Genomic DNA, 16027 nt, shown 5'->3' with positions numbered 1-16027 from the left:
TACGGGCGCGATCGCCTTATTTTGCGCCGCTTTCGCGCGACGTGCGCGCAATCTTGCGACCGCTGTTGCGGCAGTTATGGTAGGCGCCGCGAGGTCATTTGGTGATCACGGGTTCCGTGGTAATGTCATCTCATCAATAGAGGTGAATGAAGATGAACAACGATACCAATCAACGCGCGGTGCAGACTCCCGCCAACAGCTTCCCAACCGAATCCTTCGACGACGCGACCGACGCCGTCACGCGTCTATCGGCGATTTACGAAGCGAATACCTCGTTCCTGCGCGATGCCTTCGCGCGCTATCGCCGCAACGAACTGTTCGAAAGCCGGGTGCGTGCCTGCTATCCGTTCGTCCGCGTGCGCACCGAAGTCAACACGCATATCGACTCGCGCCGCTCTTATGGTTTCGTCGCGGGTCCGGGCGTGTTCGAGACTACCGTCACGCGGCCGGATCTGTTCGGCAATTACTATCGCGAACAGTTGCGTCTGCTGGCCAAAAACCATCATGTGCAGATCGAGGTTGGCGTGTCCGATCAGCCGATTCCGATTCACTTCGCGTTCGCTGAAGGCATCCACCTCGAAGGCGATCTGGATCGCGAGCGCCTGTTCCTGATGCGCGACGTGTTCGACACGCCCGACCTCGCGCTGCTCGACGACCGCATCGTCAACGGCACGTACGAGCCGCCGCCGGGCGAGCCGCATCCGCTCGCGCTGTTCACGGCGGCGCGGGTGGATTTTTCGCTGCATCGGCTGAAGCATTACACCGCGACTTCGCCCACGCATTGCCAGAACTACGTGCTGTACACGAACTACCAGTTCTATATCGACGAGTTCGTCAAACTCGGCCGCACGATGATGGCCCATACCGACGACGAAGAGCTGCGCGCCTATCGCAGCGAATACACGTCGTTCGTCGAACCGGGCGACGTGATCACGTACAACGAGAATCTCGGCGAGCAGGCGCAGGAAGGCACGGCGCCGCCGCGTTTGCCGCAGATGCCCGCGTACCACCTGAAGCGTGCCGACGGCAGCGGCATCACCATGGTCAACATCGGCGTCGGGCCGTCGAACGCGAAGACGATCACCGACCACATTGCCGTGCTGCGTCCGCATGCGTGGATCATGCTCGGCCATTGCGCGGGTTTGCGTAACACGCAGCGTTTGGGCGACTACGTGCTGGCGCACGGCTATGTGCGCGAAGATCACGTACTCGACGACGATTTGCCGCTGTGGGTGCCGATTCCTGCACTTGCCGAAGTGCAGGTGGCGTTGGAGCGCGCAGTCGCGCAAGTCACGCAACTGGATGGCGTGGAGTTGAAGCGCGTGATGCGCACGGGTACGGTGGCGAGTGTGGATAACCGCAACTGGGAACTGCGCGATCATCGCGAACCGGTGCAGCGGCTGTCGCAAAGCCGCGCGGTCGCGCTCGATATGGAAAGCGCGACGATCGCCGCCAACGGGTTTCGTTTCCGCGTGCCTTACGGCACCTTACTTTGCGTGTCGGATAAACCGCTGCATGGCGAGTTGAAGCTGCCCGGCATGGCGGATCAGTTTTATCGCGCGCAGGTCGATCAGCATCTGCAAATCGGCGTGAAGGCGATGGAGTTGTTGCGGATGAATGGGCTGCATCGTCTGCATAGCCGCAAGTTGCGCAGCTTTGCGGAAGTGGCGTTTCAGTAAAACGATTCTTCGGGCAAGGCGTGCGCCGGTTCCGCTCGCCTTGCCCGCAGTTCGATAAACCCGATGCCTGATGGGAATTGACAGTCCACAGCATCGGCGATCCGCGCAAAGCTCGTGTAAAGCGTGACGGCTAGAGCTGCCCAAACCCCGTCAACCCGATCAAACTCCCGGCCGCCAGCAACCACAGCGGATGAATGCGCGTTTTCAACGCCAGCACCGCGGTAAACGCGCAGATTGCCCACGCAATCGCCGTCGGGTTCGACGCCTCGGCGATCAGCGCCGCGCTCGCCGCGACGATGCCTGCCGTCACCGGCACCAAGCCCATTTGCGCGTAACGCCGCCACGGACGGTCCTTGAACCGTTCCCACGCATGCAGCGCGAGAATCGTCACAAGCGAAGACGGTCCGAACTTCGCCACTGAAGTCACCAGCATCCCGGCCCAACCCGCCACGTGCCAGCCGACCAGCGTGACGATCATCAGATTCGGCCCCGGCGCCGCTTGCGCGAGTGCGAACAATGCGCTGAATTCGCTGGCCGGCATCCAGTGATGCACGTCCACCACCTGACGCTGCATCTCCGGAAGAATCGTGTTGCCGCCGCCAAACGCCAGCAGCGAAAGCTGACTGAAAATGATGGCAAGAGAAATGAGCGTGTCGTTCATCGTGCGGCCCTCGACGCGATGTAGATGCTGAGCGGTGTAAGCACCAGCATCGTAGGCAGAAGCGGCAGTCGCATGATGGCGATCGCGATGAAGCCGAGCGCCGCGATGAGCGCGGCGATCGGTTTATCCCGCAGCGGTAGCAGAATTTTCACGGCCATCGAGATCAACAGACCGGACGCGGCCGCCGCGAGACCGGCAAACAGATGGCGAACATGCGGGTCGTTTTGTGTGTGTTCGTACAGCACGCCAAGGCCGATTACCATCAGCGAAGGTCCGGCGATCAACCCGAGCAGACCCGCCAACGCACCGGGAACGCCGCGAAAGCGCATCCCGATCGCCACGGAAAGATTGATCACATTGCCGCCCGGCAAGAATTGGCACAGACCGAGCAAGTCGGTGAATTCCGCACCGGTCAGCCAGCGCCGTTGCTCGACCAGAGCACGCCGCGCCAGCGGCAGTGCGCCGCCGAACGAGATCAGCCCGAGGCCGAGAAAGCCGCCGAAGATTTCCCGCAGTGTGGGCTTGGGCGCGAGGGCAGCGGCCTCGGTCGAGGTGAGTTCGTGATCCATGTCGTTAAGCATCCAGTTCAAGCCCAGCAGGTTAGCGCCGAACCGGCGGTGAGCAAAACGATTTTTGAGCGTGCCTTTGTGATCTAGAATCACAAGCATGGCTCGCAATCTTCCTCCCTTTCCGGCGCTCCGTGCCTTCGAAGCTGCCGCGCGGCATGAAAGCTTCACCGCCGCCGCGAACGAATTGCATGTGACGCACGGTGCAATTAGCCGGCAAGTCGCGGCTTTTGAAACATGGCTCGGCGTGCAGGTATTTCATCGCCGCGGCAAGCGCGTGCGTCTGACCGACGACGGCCGCCGCTATCTGGGCACCGTCCAGGCCGCGTTCGACAGCATCGCGCTTGCTACGGACCAACTGCGCGATACGGGCGTCGTCCACGTCTTAAGGGTGAATGCGTTGCCGACCTTCGCGATGAAATGGCTGTTGCCGCGGCTTCATCAGTTTCAGCGCAAGGTGCCGAATGTGGAATTGCGCCTGTCGACTTCAAATGCGCCGGTCGAAACCCTGGACAGCTTCGACGTCGCCGTGCGGCGCGGGCCGGCGCATTGGCCGAACTGCGTGAGCGGTCATTTCCTTGGTGAAAGCGAGCTTCCGGTGTGCAGTCCCGCGCTCCTGCAACGCTCGCCGGTCAACGTTGCCGACGATCTCGCGAAGCACGTGCTGCTGCACTCGGACACGCGGCCCGACGCGTGGAGCAACTGGTTATCGGCAGCGGGCGTAACGGCGAAATGCCGGAAGAAGCAGTCGTTCGATCACTTCTATCTGGCTTTGCAGGCGGCGGTGGATGGTCTCGGCGTAGCGCTCGGTCCGCTGCCCTTGCTGTCCGATGAGCTGGCATCGGGGCGGCTCGTCGTGCCGTTGGCCGGCCCGCGTATCGATGCACGCGGCTATTGGTGGGTGGCGAGGCGGGAGGTCGCGCAGGCGCCGCTCGTGGCGCTGTTCTGCGAATGGCTGCAAGCGCAAGGGGATCAGACCGATGTCGCGGAAGCGAGCGACCTGGAGGCCGCCCGCTAGCATTTGCGCGCGTTGCTCAAAGCGTCTGCAACATCGCCCGCTTGCTTGATGTGCTTACTTCGCGCACGAGGCGCGAAGATCCGGCATTACAGATAGAACATCCGGTCTTCATCCGACTTGGCCGGATGCGGCTCGGCTTCTTCGCGGTCTTCGTAGAACTTCAGCACCGCTTCGAGCACCTGATCAGGATCGTCGATCACCTGCATCAAATCCATATCCGTCGGATTGATCAGGCCCATCGGCGTGAGCGAGTTTTTGAACCACGCAAGCAGGCCTTCCCAGAACTCTGCGCCCACCAGAATGATCGGCACGTGGCGCGACTTCTTGGTCTGGATCAGCGTAAGGACTTCGGCGAGTTCGTCCAGCGTGCCGAAGCCGCCCGGCATGACGATCACCGCATCCGAGTTCTTCACGAACGTGACCTTGCGCGTGAAGAAATGGCGGAAGCGCAGCGAGATGTCCTGCCATTGATTGCCCGATTGCTCGTGCGGCAGTTCGATGTTCAGGCCGACCGAAGGAGCTTTGCCCGCATGGGCGCCCTTGTTGGCCGCTTCCATAATGCCCGGGCCGCCGCCGGAGATCACCGCGAAGCCGGCGTCCGACAGCTTGCGCGCGATTTGCGTGGCGAGTTTGTAGTAAGGCGAGTTCGGTTTCAGGCGCGCTGAACCATAGATGCTGACAGCCGGACGAATCTCCGAGAGGTACTCGGTCGCCTCGATAAACTCTGCCATAATCGTGAACATCTGCCACGATGCGCGGGCCTTCTTAGCCGTAGCGCGCTCTTGATCTGCGAGTGATCGCAGACTCGGAATCACTTTTCTCTTAGTCATAATGCCTGAAGAACGAAGCCTTGAAGGTAAGACCCTGCTATTGGTAGACGGTTCGAGTTATCTGTACCGGGCCTACCATGCGATGCCTGATCTGCGCGGACCCGAGGGCGGGCCGACGGGTGCGCTCTATGGAATGATCAACATGCTGCGGCGCATGCGCAAGGAAGTCACAGCAGAGTATAGCGCGTGCGTGTTCGACGCCAAGGGCAAAACATTCCGCGACGACTGGTATGCCGACTATAAGGCGAACCGCCCGTCCATGCCGGACGATCTCTCGCGCCAGATCGAGCCGATTCACGTCGCCGTGCGCGCGCTCGGCTGGCCGCTGCTGATGATCGAAGGCGTCGAAGCCGACGACGTGATCGGCACGCTCAGCACCGCAGCGGAAAAGCGCGGCATGAAGGTGATCGTGTCGACTGGGGACAAGGATCTGGCGCAGCTCGTGTCGGATCATGTCACCCTCATCAATACGATGACCAACGAAACGCTCGACCGCGAAGGCGTGATCGCCAAATTCGGCGTGCCGCCGGAGCGCATCATCGACTACCTGTCGTTGATCGGCGATACCGTCGACAACGTGCCGGGCGTCGAGAAATGCGGCCCGAAAACCGCGGTCAAATGGCTCGCGCAGTACGAGACGCTGGATGGCATCGTCGCACATGCGGGCGAGATCAAAGGTGCGGTAGGAGACAATCTGCGCCGCGCGCTCGATTTTCTGCCGATGGCGAGGAAACTCGTCACGGTCGAGCGCAATTGCGATCTGACCGGCCATATCGTGTCGATCGAAGAAAGTCTGCCGAGCCGGCCGGAGTCGCGCGAAGAACTGCGCGACGTGTTCACGCGATACGGCTTCAAGACGTGGCTGCGCGAGGTGGAAACCGCTGAGGCGGAGGAAGGTCCCGGGACCGACGTGCCGCCGGCGCTCACCGTGGATGTCGAACGTCACTACGACACCGTGCAGACGTGGGAACAATTCGATGCATGGCTCGAGAAAATCAACGCCGCCGAGTTGACCGCATTCGATTCGGAAACCACCTCGCTCGATCCGATGACGGCGCAAATCGTGGGCTTGTCGTTCTCGGTTGAACCGGGCTATGCCGCATATGTGCCGGTCGCGCATCGCGGCCCGGACGCACCCGTGCAACTGCCGCGCGACGAAGTTCTCGCGAAGCTCAAACCATGGCTGGAAAGCGCCGAGCACAAGAAGGTCGGCCAGCACATGAAGTACGACGAGCAGGTGCTGGCGAACTACGGCATCGAAATGCGCGGCGTCGAACACGACACGATGCTGGAATCGTACGTGCTCGAATCGCATCGTACGCACGACATGGACAGCCTCGCGCTGCGCCATCTCGGCATCAAGACGATCAAGTACGAAGAGGTGGCGGGCAAGGGTGCGTCGCAGATCGGCTTCGATGAAGTCGCGCTGGAAACGGCCGCCGAATACGCTGCGGAAGATGCCGACATTACCTTGCGTCTGCATCAGGCTTTGTACCCGCAAGTGGCCGCGGAGAAAACGCTCGACTACGTGTATCGCGACATCGAAGTGCCGACCTCGCGTGTCTTGCGCAAGATGGAGCGCACCGGCGTGCTGATCGACGCCGAGAAGCTGCGCACGCAAAGCAGCGAAATCGCCGCGCGTCTGATTCAACTGGAAAGCGAAGCGTATGTGCTGGCCGGCGGCGAATTCAATCTGGGTTCGCCCAAGCAGATCGGCCAGATTTTCTTTGAGAAGCTCGAATTGCCGGTGGTCAAGAAGACGCCGAGCGGCGCACCGTCCACCGACGAAGAAGTGCTGCAAAAGCTCGCCGAAGACTATCCGTTGCCGAAGATTCTGCTTGAACACCGTGGCTTGTCGAAGCTGAAATCGACCTACACGGACAAGCTGCCGCGCATGGTCAACGCCGAAACAGGCCGCGTGCATACGAACTATGCGCAGGCAGTGGCGGTGACGGGGCGGCTGGCGTCGAACGATCCGAACTTGCAGAACATCCCCGTGCGCACTGGCGAGGGCCGCCGCATCCGCGAGGCGTTTATCGCGCCGCCGGGCCACAAGCTCGTCTCCGCCGATTACTCGCAGATCGAATTGCGCATCATGGCGCACATTTCCGGCGACGAATCCCTGCTGCGCGCGTTCTCGCAAGGTGAAGACATTCACCGCGCCACCGCAGCCGAAATTTTCAGCGTGACGCCGCTCGAAGTGTCGAGCGATCAGCGGCGTGTCGCGAAGGTCATCAACTTCGGCCTGATCTACGGCATGAGCGCGTTCGGGCTTGCCGCGAATCTCGGCATTACACGCGACGCAGCCAAGCTGTATATCGACCGCTACTTCGCCCGTTATCCGGGTGTCGCGCGTTATATGGACGAAACGCGCTTGAGCGCGAAGGCCAAGGGTTACGTGGAAACGGTGTTCGGCCGCCGCTTGTGGCTGCCGGAGATCAACGGCGGTAACGGTCCGCGCCGTCAGGCAGCCGAGCGCGCAGCCATTAACGCGCCGATGCAAGGCACGGCCGCCGACCTGATCAAGCTGTCGATGATCGCGGTGCAGAAGTGGATCGAAGACTCGAAGGTCGGTACGCGCATGATCATGCAGGTGCACGACGAACTGATTCTCGAAGTGCCGGACACGGAATTGTCCGAGGTACGTAAGCGCTTGCCGGAACTCATGTGCGGTGTCGCCGCGCTGAAAGTGCCGCTGGTCGCCGAAGTGGGCGCCGGGATGAACTGGGAAGAAGCGCATTGACGTGCATGTGACGGAGCGCATGATCGGCGATAACGTCGTGCGCATGTCACATATGCGTATTGATGGCTTGTGACAACCCGTGCCGCTCACGGACAATCGATAGAACAGACGGCGCGCCGCATGTTTCATGCGCGCCGTCGCGACGCATAACCCATCGGCAAATACGGAGAGTTCAATGCATCGATTTATCGTGGTTGGCGGGGGCGCGGGGGGACTGGAGTTGGCGACACGTTTAGGCGATCGCTATGCACCCCACAAGAACAAAGGCGGCGTGCGTGCGCAAGTGACGCTCGTCGACCGTAATCCAACCCATATCTGGAAGCCGCTGCTGCATGAAGTGGCAGCCGGCAGCATGGACCCGTTCACCCAGGAACTCGAATATGCGGCGCAAGCGCGCTGGCACGGCTTTGAGTTTCAGCAGGGCGAGTTGACCGGTCTGGACCGTGCGAACAAGCGTCTCACGCTCGGCACGGTGCTCGACGACGATGGCGCCGAACTGCTGCCCACGCGCGAGCTCGAATACGACACCCTGATTATCGCGATCGGCAGCACCACGGCGTTCTTCGGCGTGAAGGGCGCGCCGGAGTTTTCTCTCGCGCTCGATACGGTCAGTCAGGCGGAGCGCTTCCGCAAACGCCTGATCGCGGCCTGCATGCGCGCGGAGCATCAGGTGCATGAACCCGTCGAAACGGGATCGGGCACGTCGCCTTCTTCGGAGCCGCGCATCCAGGTGGCGATCGTCGGCGGCGGCGCGACGGGCGTCGAACTCTCGGCTGAATTGCGCAATACCGCGCAGGTGTTGTCGGCGTACGGCTTGCATAAGCTCGATCCGCGGCACGATGTCGGCATCGTGCTGATCGAGGCGGGACCGCGCATTTTGCCGGCCTTGCAGGAGCGCGTGTCGACGGCCACCGCCGAATTGCTTACCAAGCTCGGCGTCAAGCTGATGACCGGCGAGACCGTAGCCGAGGTTGCGCCCGGCATGATCCGCACGGCCAGCGGTAAGACCGTGCGTGCCGATCTGACGGTGTGGGCGGCGGGCATCAAGGCACCCGCCGTCCTGAGTCAGCTGGATGGCTTGCCGGTCAACCGTCTGGGGCAACTCATCGTGCGCCGTACGCTGCAAACCGAAATCGACGACAACGTCTTTGCGCTCGGCGATTGCGCGGCTTGCCCATGGCCGGGCAACGAGCGCAACGTGCCGCCGCGTGCGCAAGCGGCTCACCAGCAGGCGAGCTTCCTGATGAAGGCGCTCGCGGCCCGGCTCGACAACAAGCCGCTGCCTGAATTTACCTACCGCGACTTCGGCTCGCTGGTGTCGCTCGGGCACTTCAGCGCGGTCGGCAATCTGATGGGCGGCGTGATCGGCGGCAATATGCTGATCGAAGGCCTGTTCGCGCGCTTCATGTACATGTCGCTGTACCGGCTGCATATCGCGGCGCTGCACGGCTACGCGCGGATGGTGCTCGATACCTTCGCGCACTGGCTGCGGCGCACCACGCTGCCGCGGGTCAAGTTGCACTGAAGAAGGCCGGCCGCGCCTGAGAAGGTTGCAGGTGCAACAGGACACAGACGAAGCGTATCCTGTTGCATCCAACCTTCACCCGAGGAGCGCCGCATGCTGAAACCCGACATCGACAGCCTGGTCCCGCACGTTCCCTTCAATCGCCGTACTTTCATCAAAGCCGCGCTCGGCACCGGTTTCGCCGCGGCCGTTCTGCCCGTGTCGGCACAAACCATCTATACCGATAGCGACGGCCTCGAAGCCGGTGAGATCGGCGTGCGTTCGGGCGACACGCTCGTGCCGGCGTATCGCGCGCAGCCGAAGGGCAAGACGCATCTGCCGGTAATCATCGTGATCCATGAGGCGTTCGGCGTGCACGAGCATATTGCCGACGTGTGCCGGCGTTTTGCCAAGCTCGGTTATCTGGCGATCGCGCCGGACCTGTTCGTCCGTGAGGGCGATCCGTCGACGCTGCCGACCATCCAGCAGATCAGCAGTCAAATTCTGAGTAAAGTGCCGGACGAGCAGGCGCTGGACGATCTCGACGCCACGGTCGCGTGGGCGGGCGAGCACGGCGGCGATCTGAACCGGCTCGGCGTGAACGGCTTTTGCTGGGGAGGACGTATCGCGTGGCTGTATGCCGAGCACAATCCGCGACTGAAGGCGGCCGCGGCATGGTATGGCCGGGTCGGCGGCGATCACAGCGCAACGAACCCGGCGAACCCGCTCGATCGTGTGGCTGATCTGCACGCACCGGTGCTGGGTCTATACGGCCGCCAGGACCAAAGCATCCCGCAAGACACGCTCGAGCAGATGAAGCAGGCCATCGCGCAGGGTCCGCAGGCGGGGCGCGGCTCGCAATTCGTTGTGTATGACGATGCAGGCCATGCGTTTTTCGCGGACTATCGGCCGAGCTATAAAAAAGCAGACGCTGAAGACGGCTGGCGCCGGGTGCTGGTGTGGTTCAAGCAGCACGGTGTTGCTTGATGAGCACAAGGACACGTGTTCGCGTGGCCTGGCGCGTTCAACACGGCCGCTAACGCATCGTAAGGATGTGCCGATGTGTTCGGCGTATCTAATAAGTGAAAAAGGCCGTAACCGCTGAGCAGCGGCCACGGCCTTTTTTATTAATCGGCTCGTTTGATCGGCCGATTAAGGATTCGGGCCCGTAGCAACCGGCCGCTTCGGGTCAGAGCTCCATTCGCTCCAAGATCCCGCATACAGCGCTGCGCCATGCATGCCGGCGATCTCCATGGCGAGCGCGTTCACACATGCCGTCACGCCCGAGCCGCATTGCAGCACGACGTGTTCCGGCGACGTGTCGCCCAGCAACGCATGGAATTCCTCACGCAGCGTGTGTGCCGGTTTGTAGCGGCCGTCGGCGGTGAGGTTGTCCTTGAAGAACCGGTTGAGCGCGCCAGGAATATGGCCGCCCACGCGATCCAGCGTTTCGTTCTCGCCACGATAACGATCGTTCGCGCGCGCATCGACCACGACGCGTTCTTTCGTGCCGAGATTACGCTCGACGGTCTGCGCATCGACGGTGACAGAAAGCGGTGCGGCCGCTTTGAAGTCGCCGGTGTTCTGCGCCGGGACGTCTTGCGTCAGCGGGTGACCGGCGGCCTGCCAGGCTTGCAGTCCACCGTCGAGCAGCGCAACCGCGTCGTGGCCGAGCCAGCGCAGCAGCCACCAGGCGCGCGCGGCGTACATGCCACCCTGCGCGTCATAGGCGACGACCTGCTGACCCTGCTTGAGCCCGCGAGATTCCAGCGTCTCCACCAGCCGCGCACGATCTGGCAGTGGATGGCGGCCATTGCTGCCGTTTTTCGGTCCTGACAGATCGCGATCGAGGTTCAGATAGTGCGCACCCGGCAAATGCCCGGCCAGATAGGCTTTCTCGCCTGCTCCGGTGTCGGCCAGATCGAAACGGCAATCGACGACGAACACGCTGCCCGGCGCGGCGGCCAGCCGTTCCGCGAGGTTGGTTGCGGAGATGAGAGTGGTGTAGTGAGTGTGGGGCATGACGTCTCCTCAAGCTGGCGATTGCGGCGTTTGCCGGCGGTTTGGCGCCGTTAGCAAATGACCGAACGATACTGATAGTCTAAACAAAAAAAGACGGGCCGAAGCCCGTCTTCCATGTTTTGATGCAGTTCGCGCAAGGGTCGGCTCAAATGCCGATGCATGCGGAGCATGCGCAGGCCGCGCGCGAATCAGATCGCGCCGAGCTCACGCCGCAAGAACTCGTGGAAGTGCTGCATGCCGTCTTCCATCGGGCTCTGATACGGGCCGACCTGCGATTCGCCGCGTTCCATCAGCGCGCGGCGGCCGGCGTCCATGCGCTCGGCGATCTCGTCGTCTTCGCGGGCCGTTTCCATGTAGGCGGCGCGCTCGGCTTCGACGAACTCGCGTTCGAACAGCGCGATTTCCTCAGGGTAATAGAACTCCACCACATTGGTGGTTTTCTGCGGACCACGCGGAATCAGCCACGACACGACCAGCACGTGCGGATACCACTCGATCATGATGCCGGGGTAGTACACCATCCAGATCGCGCCGAAATCGGGCGGATTGCCGCCGCGGAAGCGCAGGACCTCGTCGTGCCACTTACGGTACGTCGGGCTGCCCGGCTGCTCCAGATCCTTGTGAACGCCGACCGTCTGCACGCTGTACCACTCGCCGAACTCCCACGTCAGATCGTCACAATTGACGAAGCTGCCGAGGCCCGGATGGAACGGCGCGACGTGGTAGTCCTCCAGATAGACCTCGATGAAGGACTTCCAGTTGTAATTGCACTCGTGCACTTCGACGTGATCGAACATGAAGCCCGAAAAGTCGAAGTGTTGCTTGGTGCCAAGTCGTGCCAGATCCCGCGCGACGTCGCGCCCCTGCGTTTCGAACAGCAGGCCTTGCCAGTTCTGAAGCGGCGTGGCGCCGAGATTCAGGCAGGGGTTATCCGCAAAATGAGGCGCACCGAGGAGCTGGCCGTTCAGGTCGTACGTCCAGCGATGCAGGGGGCAGACGATGTTCTCCGTCTGGCCGCGGCCGTTGAGCATGATGGCTTGCCGGTGGCGGCACACGTTCGACAGCAGTTCGACTTGCGACTGCTGGTTACGGACGAGCACACGCCCTTCGCTCTCGCTAGGCAAAGCAAAATAATTTCCCGCTTCGGGCACCATGAGATCGTGGCCGATGTAGCGAGGACCTTTCTTGAAAAGGGTGTCGATTTCGCGCGTTAGAAGCGCTTCGTCAAAGTAAGCCGTGACTGGCAGCTGGCTGTGGACAGACCGCAACTGCAATGCATTGCTCAGATTGGACATTCCCACTCCCGTGAAGACGTGAAAGCAGTGAACAACCCAACCATCGATAGATTCGATTTAGGGAGCCCGCGATTATACCCGATTCCCCTTCCCCGGGGCGCTTAAGTGCCTGATTTGGGTCAAAAATGTCAGGGAAGTTCACGGTTTTCGCCGCAGACCAATCGATTTTTTTCTGCGAGACTGAAGGGCCGGTACGGGGGCAAAGGCGGGGCGTGGGCGGGCGATGAGATCGGAAATGTCGCTTTTGCCGTAGAATGTCCGACTTGTTTTAATTTTGCGACTATTCATGGCGAAGACCGCGTCGAAAGATACTGCTGCCACGCCTGCGGAAGGCGTCGACACCACGCCGTTGCCCGAGAACTACGAGGCGGCTCAGGCCGAGCTGGAAGGGCTGGTTGCGCGCATGGAAAGCGGCAATCTGAGCCTCGAGGAGTCGCTCGGCGCGTATCGGCGCGGTGCGGCTCTCGTCGCGTTTTGCCAGCAGCAGCTCGAGAAGATCGAGCAGCAGGTTCGCGTGCTCGATGGCGAGACGCTCAAGCCGCTGCCTATGAATACCGCAGGCACAGCCGCTACTGAAAGCGGGGACGACCTATGACATTCGAACAATGGACACGCTCGGTGCTCGAGCGCGTCGAATCGGCACTAGAACATTACCTGCCCACGGAAGCGACCGAGCCGGCCAAACTGCACGAAGCCATGCGCTACGCGGTGCTGGGCGGCGGCAAGCGGGTGCGCCCGCTGCTGTGCCATGCGGCCGGCGAGCTGACCGGCGCGCGCGCCGAATGCCTGGATGCGGCAGCGGCAGCGCTGGAAATGATCCATGTGTACTCGCTCGTGCACGACGACATGCCCTGCATGGACGACGATGCACTGCGTCGCGGTAAACCCACGGTACACGTCAAGTATGACGAAGCCACGGCGCTGCTGGTCGGCGACGCATTGCAGTCGCAAGCGTTCGTCGCGTTGACCTCGGACGTGCTGGCGCCGGCGCAGCAGGCCTCGCTGGTGCGTGAACTGGCCCTGGCGAGCGGCTCGATCGGCATGTGCGGCGGCCAGGCTATTGATCTCGCGAGCGTCGGCCATACGCTGACGCGCCCGCAACTGGAAACCATGCACCGGATGAAAACCGGCGCCTTGCTGCGCGCCGCGGTGCGCATGGGCGCGCTGGCGGGTGAAACGCCGAATGCGGACGCCATGCGTTCGCTCGACGCGTATGCGGCCGCTGTCGGCCTCGCGTTTCAGGTTGTCGACGACATTCTCGACGTCACGACCGATTCCGCGACGCTTGGCAAGACGGCAGGTAAAGACGCGAAGGACGGCAAGCCGACCTACGTGTCGATTATTGGGCTGGATGCGTCACGTGCGCTCGCAGCGCAACTGCGCAGCGACGCCCACGCTGCGATTGCGCCGTTTGGCGCGCGCGCGCAGCGTCTGGCCGAATTGGCCGACCTGGTGGTGAACCGGGTTAGCTGAACGCGAAAGCCCGCCGCCGCGCACCTTTGCTACGGGGTGCATGTATGAAGTGCGGGCGCGTAAGTTTTCCTACAATGGAACGACGATGTACGACTTGCTGAAAACCATCGACGACCCGGCTGCCCTGCGCCGCCTCGATCGCCGCCAATTGCAACCGCTTGCAGACGAGTTGCGTGCCTTCGTGCTCGACAGCGTATCGCAGACGGGCGGCCATCTTTCGTCCAATCTCGGCACGGTCGAGTTGACCATTGCTCTGCACTATGTGTTCGACACGCCACGTGACCGGATCGTATGGGACGTCGGCCATCAGACCTACCCGCACAAGATCCTGACGGGCCGCCGCGACAAGATGCACACGCTGCGTCAGTTGGGCGGCATCTCGGGCTTTCCGAAGCGTGATGAGTCGGAATACGACACCTTCGGCACCGCGCACTCCAGCACGTCGATCTCGGCTGCGCTCGGCATGGCCGTTGCCAGCAAGCTGCAGGGCGAGAACCGCATGGGCATCGCCGTGATCGGCGACGGCGCGATGACGGCCGGCATGGCCTTCGAGGCAATGAACAACGCCGGTGTCGAAGACGACGTGCCGCTGCTGGTCATCCTCAACGACAACGACATGTCGATTTCGCCGCCGGTCGGCGCGCTGAATCGCCATCTGGCGCGCCTGATGTCGGGCCGTTTCTACGCTGCCGCGCGGGCGGGTGTGGAACGCGTGCTGCGCGTCGCGCCGCCTATGCTCGATCTGGCCCGCAAGCTCGAAGAGCACGCGAAGGGCATGATCGTGCCGGCCACGCTGTTCGAAGAGTTCGGTTTCAACTACATCGGTCCGATCGACGGTCATGACCTCGATTCGCTGATCCCGACGCTGCAGAACATCAAGGAACTGCGCGGTCCGCAATTCCTGCACGTCGTCACGAAGAAGGGCCAGGGCTACAAGCTGGCCGAAGCCGATCCCGTGCTGTACCACGGCCCGGGCAAGTTCAATCCGGCCGAGGGCATCAAGCCCGCCACCACGCCGTCGAAGAAGACCTACACGCAGGTGTTCGGCGAATGGCTGTGCGATGCGGCCGAGCTGGACCATCGCGTGATCGGTATCACGCCGGCCATGCGTGAAGGCTCGGGCATGGTCGAGTTCGAGAAGCGTTTCCCGGATCGCTACTTCGACGTCGGCATTGCCGAGCAGCATGCGGTGACGTTCGCCGGCGGCCTGGCCGCGGACGGCATGAAGCCGGTGGTCGCGATCTACTCGACCTTCCTGCAACGTGCTTATGACCAGCTGATCCACGACGTCGCGCTGCAAAACCTGCCGGTGGTGTTCGCCATCGACCGCGCGGGTCTGGTCGGCGCGGACGGCGCAACGCACGCGGGCGCTTACGATCTGGCGTTCCTGCGCTGCATTCCGAACATGACGGTGATGGCGGCATCGGACGAAAACGAATGCCGTCAGATGTTGTACACCGCATTGCAGCAGCCGAATCCGACGGCGGTGCGCTATCCGCGCGGCGCCGGCACCGGCGTGGCCACGGTCAAGCAAATGACGGCGCTGCCGCTCGGCAAGGGCGAGATCCGTCGCGAAACGTCGCAACCGGCCGGCAAGCGGATTGCGATTCTGGCCTTCGGTACGATGGTCGCGCCGTCGCTGGCGGCGGCCGAGCAACTGGACGCCACGGTGGCGAACATGCGCTTCGTGAAGCCGCTGGATGCCGAGCTGGTTCGCCAGCTGGCCGAAACGCACGACGCCATCGTCACGGTCGAAGAAGGCTGCGTGATGGGCGGCGCGGGTTCGGCTTGCGTCGAAGCCCTGCTTGAGAGTGGGGTTATCCGGCCCGTACTACAATTGGGCCTCCCGGATCGCTTCATCGATCATGGGGATCCGGCCAAGCTGCTCGCTGCCTGCGGTCTGGACGGTGCGGGTATCGCCAAGTCGATTCGCGAGCGCTTTCTTTCCACCGGCGCGGTTGCCGGTCAAACCTCGGTGAAGCGCGTCGCCTAGTTGTGTCGCCGAGCCGCCCTGCCGTGTGCTATGTCGCGGCTATGGCGGCGATAGCGATCTCCAACTTGAATCGATGAACCTTCGGGTTCATCATCCAACGCCGGCAAGGGCCGGCGTTTGCCGTTGCGCGACCTGATTCGCACGGTCGCTCAAAGCCCTCAAACGTGTCGCTTTGCGACACCCTCTGATGGGGCAATCCTCCAATCCCTGAAGGAGACTTTCTTCGGTGCGGGGGACTTCCCG

The 16027-nt window shown here is 62.3% G+C and carries 13 protein-coding genes; 8 read left to right on the top strand and 5 right to left on the bottom strand.

Annotated elements, in window-relative coordinates; all coding sequences use genetic code 11:
• Positions 1-152 precede the first annotated feature (152 nt).
• Positions 153-1679, top strand: coding sequence for an AMP nucleosidase (locus ACOSV0_RS35915; RefSeq protein WP_434112717.1), 1527 nt, complete (start codon positions 153-155; stop codon positions 1677-1679).
• A gap of 130 nt (positions 1680-1809) precedes the next feature.
• Here the strand turns inward: ACOSV0_RS35915 and ACOSV0_RS35910 are convergent, their stop codons facing one another.
• Together ACOSV0_RS35910 and ACOSV0_RS35905 are read right to left on the bottom strand one after the other, a co-directional pair.
• Complete coding sequence (locus ACOSV0_RS35910) at positions 1810-2340, bottom strand: chromate transporter (RefSeq protein ID WP_434112715.1); 531 nt, start codon at positions 2338-2340, stop codon at positions 1810-1812.
• On the bottom strand, positions 2337-2909 hold the full coding sequence (locus tag ACOSV0_RS35905; protein WP_434116025.1) for a chromate transporter: 573 nt from the start codon (positions 2907-2909) through the stop codon (positions 2337-2339). The genes ACOSV0_RS35910 and ACOSV0_RS35905 overlap by 4 nt, the downstream gene beginning before the upstream one ends.
• Positions 2910-3006: 97 nt before the next feature.
• On the opposite strand from ACOSV0_RS35905, the gene ACOSV0_RS35900 reads away from it, so the two are divergent.
• A complete protein-coding gene (locus ACOSV0_RS35900; protein ID WP_434112713.1) occupies positions 3007-3924 on the top strand; it encodes a transcriptional regulator GcvA in 918 nt (305 codons plus the stop codon).
• Between the two features lie 86 nt (positions 3925-4010).
• On the opposite strand, the gene ACOSV0_RS35895 is transcribed toward ACOSV0_RS35900, so the two are convergent.
• Complete coding sequence (locus ACOSV0_RS35895; RefSeq protein ID WP_073428625.1) at positions 4011-4754, bottom strand: TIGR00730 family Rossman fold protein; 744 nt, start codon at positions 4752-4754, stop codon at positions 4011-4013.
• Between the two features lies 1 nt (position 4755).
• On the opposite strand from ACOSV0_RS35895, the gene polA reads away from it, so the two are divergent.
• From polA to ACOSV0_RS35880, 3 genes are all read left to right on the top strand, one after another.
• A complete protein-coding gene (gene polA / locus ACOSV0_RS35890) occupies positions 4756-7497 on the top strand; it encodes a DNA polymerase I (RefSeq protein ID WP_434112711.1) in 2742 nt (913 codons plus the stop codon).
• 175 nt (positions 7498-7672) lie between these two features.
• Positions 7673-9022 (top strand): NAD(P)/FAD-dependent oxidoreductase, encoded by a 1350-nt coding sequence (locus ACOSV0_RS35885; RefSeq protein WP_434112709.1) that lies wholly within the window; start codon positions 7673-7675, stop codon positions 9020-9022.
• A 93-nt stretch (positions 9023-9115) separates the two neighbouring features.
• Complete coding sequence (locus ACOSV0_RS35880; RefSeq protein WP_434112707.1) at positions 9116-9988, top strand: dienelactone hydrolase family protein; 873 nt, start codon at positions 9116-9118, stop codon at positions 9986-9988.
• 165 nt (positions 9989-10153) lie between these two features.
• Here the strand turns inward: ACOSV0_RS35880 and ACOSV0_RS35875 are convergent, their stop codons facing one another.
• On the bottom strand, positions 10154-11023 hold the full coding sequence (locus tag ACOSV0_RS35875; RefSeq protein ID WP_434112706.1) for a sulfurtransferase: 870 nt from the start codon (positions 11021-11023) through the stop codon (positions 10154-10156).
• Between the two features lie 188 nt (positions 11024-11211).
• Positions 11212-12318, bottom strand: coding sequence for an aromatic ring-hydroxylating oxygenase subunit alpha (locus tag ACOSV0_RS35870; protein ID WP_434112704.1), 1107 nt, complete (start codon positions 12316-12318; stop codon positions 11212-11214).
• A gap of 286 nt (positions 12319-12604) precedes the next feature.
• On the opposite strand from ACOSV0_RS35870, the gene ACOSV0_RS35865 reads away from it, so the two are divergent.
• The 3 genes from ACOSV0_RS35865 to dxs all read left to right on the top strand — a co-directional run bounded on the left by ACOSV0_RS35865 (position 12605) and on the right by dxs (position 15784).
• Positions 12605-12913, top strand: a complete 309-nt coding sequence (locus ACOSV0_RS35865; protein WP_434112702.1) for an exodeoxyribonuclease VII small subunit — start codon at positions 12605-12607, stop codon at positions 12911-12913.
• Entirely contained in the window at positions 12910-13791 is an 882-nt protein-coding gene (locus ACOSV0_RS35860) for a polyprenyl synthetase family protein (protein WP_434112700.1), read from the top strand. The genes ACOSV0_RS35865 and ACOSV0_RS35860 overlap by 4 nt, the downstream gene beginning before the upstream one ends.
• A gap of 85 nt (positions 13792-13876) precedes the next feature.
• Complete coding sequence (gene dxs, locus ACOSV0_RS35855) at positions 13877-15784, top strand: 1-deoxy-D-xylulose-5-phosphate synthase (protein ID WP_434112698.1); 1908 nt, start codon at positions 13877-13879, stop codon at positions 15782-15784.
• Positions 15785-16027 lie beyond the last annotated feature (243 nt).

The organism is Paraburkholderia caffeinilytica (assembly GCF_051027425.1).
GTDB classification, from domain to species: Bacteria; Pseudomonadota; Gammaproteobacteria; order Burkholderiales; family Burkholderiaceae; genus Paraburkholderia; species Paraburkholderia caffeinilytica_A.
Note: the sequence above shows the minus strand (reverse complement) of the source record. Positions and strands in the feature narration are given on the sequence as shown.